At 55.4% G+C, this 6,846-nt stretch carries 6 protein-coding genes; 4 read left to right on the forward strand and 2 right to left on the reverse strand.

Annotated features, from left to right (window positions below; translation table 11 throughout):
- Nucleotides 1–374 precede the first annotated feature (374 nt).
- The 4 genes from AB7F49_RS36725 to AB7F49_RS36740 all read left to right on the forward strand — a co-directional run bounded on the left by AB7F49_RS36725 (nt 375) and on the right by AB7F49_RS36740 (nt 4,801).
- A complete protein-coding gene (locus tag AB7F49_RS36725) occupies nt 375–1,682 on the forward strand; it encodes a tyrosine-type recombinase/integrase (RefSeq protein WP_428532072.1) in 1,308 nt (435 codons plus the stop codon).
- 155 nt (nt 1,683–1,837) lie between these two features.
- Nucleotides 1,838–2,455 carry a hypothetical protein gene (locus AB7F49_RS36730; RefSeq protein WP_428532075.1) on the forward strand — a complete coding sequence of 206 codons (618 nt, stop codon included), beginning with the start codon at nt 1,838–1,840 and terminating at the stop codon, nt 2,453–2,455.
- 647 nt (nt 2,456–3,102) lie between these two features.
- The gene (locus AB7F49_RS36735) at nt 3,103–3,462 is read left to right on the forward strand and encodes a hypothetical protein (protein WP_428532078.1); all 360 of its coding nucleotides are present in this window, start codon (nt 3,103–3,105) and stop codon (nt 3,460–3,462) included.
- 127 nt (nt 3,463–3,589) lie between these two features.
- Nucleotides 3,590–4,801 (forward strand): hypothetical protein, encoded by a 1,212-nt coding sequence (locus AB7F49_RS36740; protein ID WP_428532081.1) that lies wholly within the window; start codon nt 3,590–3,592, stop codon nt 4,799–4,801.
- A gap of 720 nt (nt 4,802–5,521) precedes the next feature.
- Here AB7F49_RS36740 and scpB read toward each other — a convergent pair.
- Both scpB and AB7F49_RS36750 read right to left on the reverse strand, forming a co-directional pair.
- Entirely contained in the window at nt 5,522–6,322 is an 801-nt protein-coding gene (gene scpB / locus AB7F49_RS36745; protein ID WP_428532084.1) for a methylmalonyl-CoA decarboxylase, read from the reverse strand.
- A gap of 23 nt (nt 6,323–6,345) precedes the next feature.
- A partial coding sequence (locus AB7F49_RS36750; protein WP_428532087.1) for an SDR family oxidoreductase occupies nt 6,346–6,846 on the reverse strand: 501 nt, incomplete at its 5' end.

Raw genomic sequence — 6,846 nt, forward strand, 5'->3', positions numbered from 1 at the left:
GCAACGTTCATGAGCGCTTCAACGAGGTGATGTCGACGCGCAAAACCGCGTCGTCGGCCTGGTCAAATAAGTGATTGATTTTGGTGGGTGATGAAGGACTCGAACCTTCGACCCGCTGATTAAGAGTCAGCGAGTCACGGAAATTGCTGGCCTTCTCCAAAGCGCCGGAATTCAGCCCCAGTTTCTACAAAAAAGTTTTCTATTCAAGTCCCTAGAGGACCACTCTCGCGCTTCAGCCTGATGCAAAAAGGTGCACGGAATTGCACGACGCTGCGCAAAAATGGGCCACAGATGGGCCACGGGATTTCAAAATATCTTGGCCCCGATCTTGGCCTTGTTGACTGCAAAGGGTGGAGATGAAACCGAGTGGGAAATTGCTGACTTTCGAGCCGAGGGGGATCGCGCGGGCGATCCGCGACGCTACCCAAAGGCAGGAGTTTCGTGTCAGAACTCCACAAGGCGGCATGCTCGATAAATTGGTGCTCGAAGTTATGGGCGATGGCCGGTGCACGTGGCGTGTCATCTATACTGTCCGCCATGGCCGCATCCGCGTTCGGCGCAAGGCCAAGATCGGTGATCACAGAAGCGACCTCGCAACGGTGCGCCAGCGTTGGCGTGCCCTCCTGGTGCGGATCGATGCCGGCGATCCCGTCGCCGAAGACCGCGCCGAATGTGAACGGGAAGCCGCAAGCCAGCAAATGACCTTTGCTCATCTCCTCGAAGATTACGAAAACGCCAAAGCGAAAGCCGGCCTCAGATCGATCCCCGAGATCCGCCGCATTTTACAGAAAGACGCCGTGCCGGATCTGGGACACAAGCCGGTCATCGACATCACGGCTTTGGATATCGAGCGCATTCTGGAGCGGATCTCAGAGCGCGGTTCGCCGGCTGCCGCGCGCGCTTTCCACGTTGCCATTAGCGGTACTTTTTCGTGGGCACTCGGCGTTGCCCGTTGGCGCGCCACCGGCCTTTCTGACAACGTCGCTACCCAAATCACCAAAGCTGCACCGCCCCGGCCGCGGACCCGCAAGCTGTCAAATGGTGAGCTTAGGTCATTTTGGTGGGCACTCGACCAACACCATGGACTTGCACCTGGAACTGCAGACGCCGCCCGCCTGTGTCTCTTACTTGCCCGGCGCACCGACGAGGTGCTGGGCGCGGCATGGAGCGAATTTGATATGCATGGCAGCAGCTCCGTTTGGCGCATTCCGTTAACAAGAACGAAAAGTAAGCGCGAGATCGTCATCCCGTTACCGGCTTTGGCGCTCAGAATTCTGGATAAGCGCCGCGCACGCAATGCAACCGAACAACGCCCCTCGGCCTTTGTGTTCAAAGGGGCACATCGCGACCGCGACCAGCCGTTGAACGAAGGCGCCCTGCGCACCGCGCTTAGGCGCATAATCGCTTCAGGGGTTGTTACAGGCGAACCCTTCAGCCCGCACGACCTGAGACGGACTTGCGCCCATCGTGCGGCTGAAGAGCTGGATTTCGACAGGGAAACAATCCAGGCACTGCTTGGTCATGTCTCGGGCAGCGTGACGGACGCGCACTACACCCAGGCCTCAAAACTCAATCGCATCCGCCGCCTTCTTGATGAATGGGCGGACTATCTGATGCGCATCGTTGCAGATGACTCCGAGAAAACTGAGAATGTGATGGCAATGCGCAGGGTCGCCGAATGAGTAAGGGCAAATCTGAAGGAACACCGAAGAGCCGCCCGAGCCGAAAAGGGCAAGGGTCTGGACGGTCAAAACTCGCGGACAGTCCAGTCGCATCTTATCCTGGCGAGGGTTGCATATCTGACACCGCTCTCACTGCGGCGGAAAAGGTCGGCAAAGTGCAACTTGACAAAGCTCTGAAAGATAAAGTCGAGCGTGCCTTAGCCAGTTATGTCGCGAAGGCCAGGGTTGAACAGAAAGGACCTTCGGCGAAAGAAGTCACCGCTTTCGTCGAGCGCCTCATAGCCGTCAGCACAGACGCATCCAATGTCTTGGAGGAGTTGCAAAGACTCGAACCGGTTGTGGTTGAGGTAAAAAGACAATTGCGGAAGACACTGATAAGAGCAAGCGACCCAAGCAGGGCTGAAAGCCCGCAAGGGACACCAACAAAGTCTTCCAAGTCGCAAGAACTCCTTGAGCTTAATTCATTCCTGGGGAGCAAAGCCGAAATCAGGCGATTGAGAGCGTTGAACGGCCATTTCCTGAGTGCAAGTGAGCAGGTTTTGTCTCACTCAAAGGCCGAAGGTAGCACGACTGAGAAGACAGCCCTGCTCTATTGCCTGCAAGAGCTGCGTGAGATCTATACTGACGCAGGAGGAAAGGCCACGGCGGGAAGCAATGACCGACCGTCTGCTTTCTCCAGATTCGCGTTTGCGCTCCTTGATGGCTTACCCAGGCCAACGCCAAAGCGAAGCATCGAAGAAATCAATAACCTCATTCGTAACCACTTATTCTAGCGGCGCCTCCTTGGGCCGGCCGCCGCATTCGAAGAGCATATCTATCCTTGCTAAATGTACACAAATGTCGATTGACACGAGTTCCTAGGCGAGCGGCAAAGGTGCCCGAACGTTAGGAACGACTGCCGACAACCATTGCGCTATCCGTTGCTCAACGCCGCAACGGAAGCTCGTCATGCGTACAAAAGATAAATCTCAAAACGTCTTAATCACTGGCTCACAAACGTACTCCGACCTCGAAAGACGGTCTCGTCGTGACTGGTGGGACGCTGTCGCCCTCTCTGACAAATTAGGCATCCATCGGACTACTTTGTACCGGTGGGTGCAACGGGGCGACTTCCCAGCTCCAACGTATTTGACGCCGACCAAGCCCGCCTGGCCGGACGCCGTTTATCGCGCGTGGTGCGACGAACGCGTTGCTCGCAGCGCAGATGCGCGGACCGCGCACAAGACCTCGCTCAAGCCTGACAGGCCCTGACGATGTCTGTCCGCCCATCTGAAAGCTCGGGCCTGAGCCCGTTCTTAGGATCCCACACGTCCACACTCGATGCGTCTATGAGTTCCCCATGCGAAACTTTTTTTCGAGAATTCGATCGACGGTAGTCGAAAAGAAACCCGATTGGACGCCCGCCAAGAGATCGAAGCCGATGACACCATCGACTCCAGTATCGACGCCGGCATCGACTCCAAACCCGGCTCCAGCACCGGTGCACAGTGCGCAAATCGGCAATACTCCACGCGAGGTTGCGGCCGAGCACGCACGCCAGCTGTTGGTTTGGCTACAAGACAGCGCGTGGCCGAACGGCCGCCGGCTCGACGCCGATGACATGCGGGCGGTCTATTCCGAGATGTGCGCGCACAAGGGCCTCAATCCGCGCCCCTGGAATGCCGTCGCGGCACCGTTTGCGAGGCTCATTCACCAACCAGGGCGCCCATTGAAAACCTATCGCCGGATCGTCGACGAAAAAGGCCAGCGCCGACGCGTGCGCAGCTACGAAATCCCCTAGCGCGATTGCTAGAAACCCAACCGGCCGCTGACGAGACGTGCGGCCACAAGGCGGCTCACAACGCAGTAAATCCTTCCAATCAATTTATCGATCTCGAGAGCTCCGCCTCTCGAGCGAACGAAACCGCATGTGCCAAGACTCCGCGATAGAATTCAGGTTTGATCGCCATCTGAAGCTCTCGGGAGATACGAAGATCCTGTCGGCGATTGAACACAGGGTCGGAAGTCGAAGGATCCAAAAAGCAAAATCGACCATTATCGCCAATATACTTTATGCCCACGCTCAGCACCAACATGCTGTCGTTTTTTACAGCCGCGATCGGAATTTCTACACGGACTATCCGAAACGATATCGGCCTGATTTTTATACTTACGCTGTCATGATGGGAGCGATTGATAGCCTAGTTAAGGACGGCTTTCTGGAAGAGCAAAGGACATCGCCCTCTGCGATTGCAAAGCATCGCTCGCGAATACGTCCCAGCAACAAACTCCTCGGAATTTGCGCCGATTGCCCGCCTGCCTTTGTCTTCGATGATCGCGAGTCTATCGTCCTCAAAGATACCAAAGGCAAATACGTCGGTTACCGTGATACCCAGCGCATCATCGACATGCGCCGGGACGTGCAGGAAGCCAACGAATTTCTGGCAAGCGCTGAAATTTGCGTCGGCCATCCTGGTGTAATCCATAAGGCGAACGGCTTCGTGCAAGTCGATAATTTGCGAATTGATCCGAGACGCAAGTTTTATCATCGGGTTTTCAACGGCGCTTGGGATCGCGGTGGCCGCTGGTATGGCCCCTTCTGGCAACAACTTCCCTCTGAACTCCGCGCTAATCTGCTGATTGACGGCGAAACGGTCATCGAAAGCGATTTCCGTGCCTGCCAATTTCGATTGCTCTGTGCTCGCGCAAAACTCGCACTTCCTTTCGACGATCCAAGTTTCGACCCCTATGATATTTGGGGCTTCGACCGTAGCGAGATCAAACTCGCTTTCAACATTATGCTCAACGCGTCTAAGCCCGCGCATGCAAGAAGCGCGATCTCTCAGGAATTAAGTGTAGTGCATTCCAAGGCCTCTTCTCAAAAGGCTCTTTCGCTGATGAATGCATTGAGGGGAAAATATCCGGCTTTAGGACCTTTCTGGTGCAGTGGTTCTGGCTTGTCACTGCAATACCAAGATGCACAAATTTGCTCGGAAGTCATGCGGCGCCTGAGACGAGAGAACATCCCTGTTCTCTCCGTGCATGACAGTTTCATCGTCCCCTCCTCTCACGACGGGAAACTTGCAGACATCATGGAGGAGGAAATGCAAAATGCTTGTGCTAAGGCAGCGGTGACATAAGCCATCCGGGTTTCTGGAAATCTTTCGATTTATTCCTTTATCTTAAACGCATTAGTCGAAATCGATCTGACACTATGGAGCTTGCTCCCTCGGGCCGAAGATACGGCGGGGTGCGACAACTAAGTCCCGGATGTCTTCCAGCCAAGCTCACTCATCCATCCTCATTGCTGCATCTCTTCAGCAAGAAAACATGCTCAGGCCCAATCAAGTCCTGGCTTCCACTTCGTCCTATATGTTCGTTTCTGGATAGCGCTCCCCAGGTAGGTATCCGGGTCGGTATATTCGAGCCTAAACTACAGGCATCTCATAACGGCTCCAAGGTGGTCTGGACGGTGACTCCGCCCCCAAGGATAGAGGCCCGCAAGGAGCCTTCTCGACCGAATTCGGCATGGAGTTGTCCTATCTTTCTGGCCGGACTACCCCCGAAAGTACGTCAAGTCCGGAGACCTTAAACCAAGGGAAAGACTTCCAAAGTCGTGCTGGGCGATGCGTCGCCTTGAACTCAAGCCTGAAAGGCGCGGCAAGAGCCGGTAGGACCTTCCCTGATTATTGACCGAATGCGCCATATGACGCGCTATCTGAGGGGCGTTACTTCTTGGGCAGCACCATCTTCTCATTGGGAAGACCACCATCATCAATGTCGAACAGGGCTTTCTTCATCGACCCGCCCACGAGTAACGCAGCGACGAGCAACTCAGTCGTGCATTTCAACCCCCAAACTTAATGCCCCGAGAATCGCGGCTTGCGTTTCTGCTTGAACGCTTGAATGCCTTCCTCGTAATCGTCACTGTCATACACAATGCGCCGCAAGCCCTGCACGCGCTCAAAGCGACGAGGGCTCATGGGGTGGGCACCGGCCAGCATTCGCAGCTGCTCTTTCATAACGGAGATCGAGAGCGGCGCATTTTCGACTATGTCCTGCGCAATCTCCAACACAAATGCCTCGATTTTTTCCGCGGGCACCATATGGTTGATAATACCTAGTCGCTCGGCGCGTTCTGCCGAGAGGGGCTTGGCCGTGAAGACCATCTCCTTCAGAATGCGCAACGTACAGGCGTTCATGAAAGTAAGCATACCCGAGACATTGTAGGGCACGCCGAGCCTTGCGGGTGTTACTGCAAACGTTGCGGCCGGGCTTGCGATTATTAAATCGCAGGCAAAGACAACCTCGCATGCTCCGCCCCAGACGCCACCTTCTAAGAGAGCAATCACCGGTGCAGGAAATTCTTCGATCGCACGAACCAGATAACGCAATGGATCGTCCCAACCCAAGGGATCACGACCACCTTCTGGAAGTTCGCTCACATCGTGTCCTGCCGACCAAACCTTTACGCCGCTGTGTGCGCGTAAAATGACGACGCGGACCTGTTGACCCTCGAATTGCGCTAGAGCCTTGACGATCTCGTCAATGAGCATTTTGGAGAGCGCATTGCGCCTTTCCTGATTGTCTAAGACGATGGTGCCAATTGAGCCATCGATCTTGGTTTCCACCAGAGGCCCACGCGGCGCGTCTGCATCCATCAGTGCTCTCCCACTGGCTATCGTCAATCGATGATGTGATATCCGCCGTCGACGTAAAGCGTCTCGCCTGTGATGAGCTTAGCGCCGTCCAAGGCCAGAAACGCGACGGCGAGCCCTACATCGTCAATCGAGACGAGGCTACGGGCGGGAGCCTTAGCTTGTGCTTTCTGCAACAGCTTGTCGAAATCGCTGATGCCGGAAGCCGCTCTTGTTTTCAACGGTCCTGGCGAAATGGCGTGGACCCTGATGTTCTTCCGGCCGAGTTCCGCTGCCATGTATCGCGTGGCGGATTCCAAAGCGGCTTTCACCGGCCCCATCATGTTGTAGTTCTCGACCACCCTCTGTGAGCCGTAGTACGTCATCGTGAAGAGGCTTCCACCATCGATCATCAAGGGTTCGGCCAGCTTGGCCATCCTGATGAAAGACCAGCATGAAAGCTCCATTGCTAGAAGGAAGCCTTCTCTTGAGCAATCCACGACGCGGCCTTGCAGATCTTGCTTGGGCGCGAATGCGATGGAGTGCAA

The organism is Pseudorhodoplanes sp. (assembly GCF_050250235.1).
Lineage (GTDB): Bacteria > Pseudomonadota > Alphaproteobacteria > Rhizobiales > Xanthobacteraceae > Pseudorhodoplanes.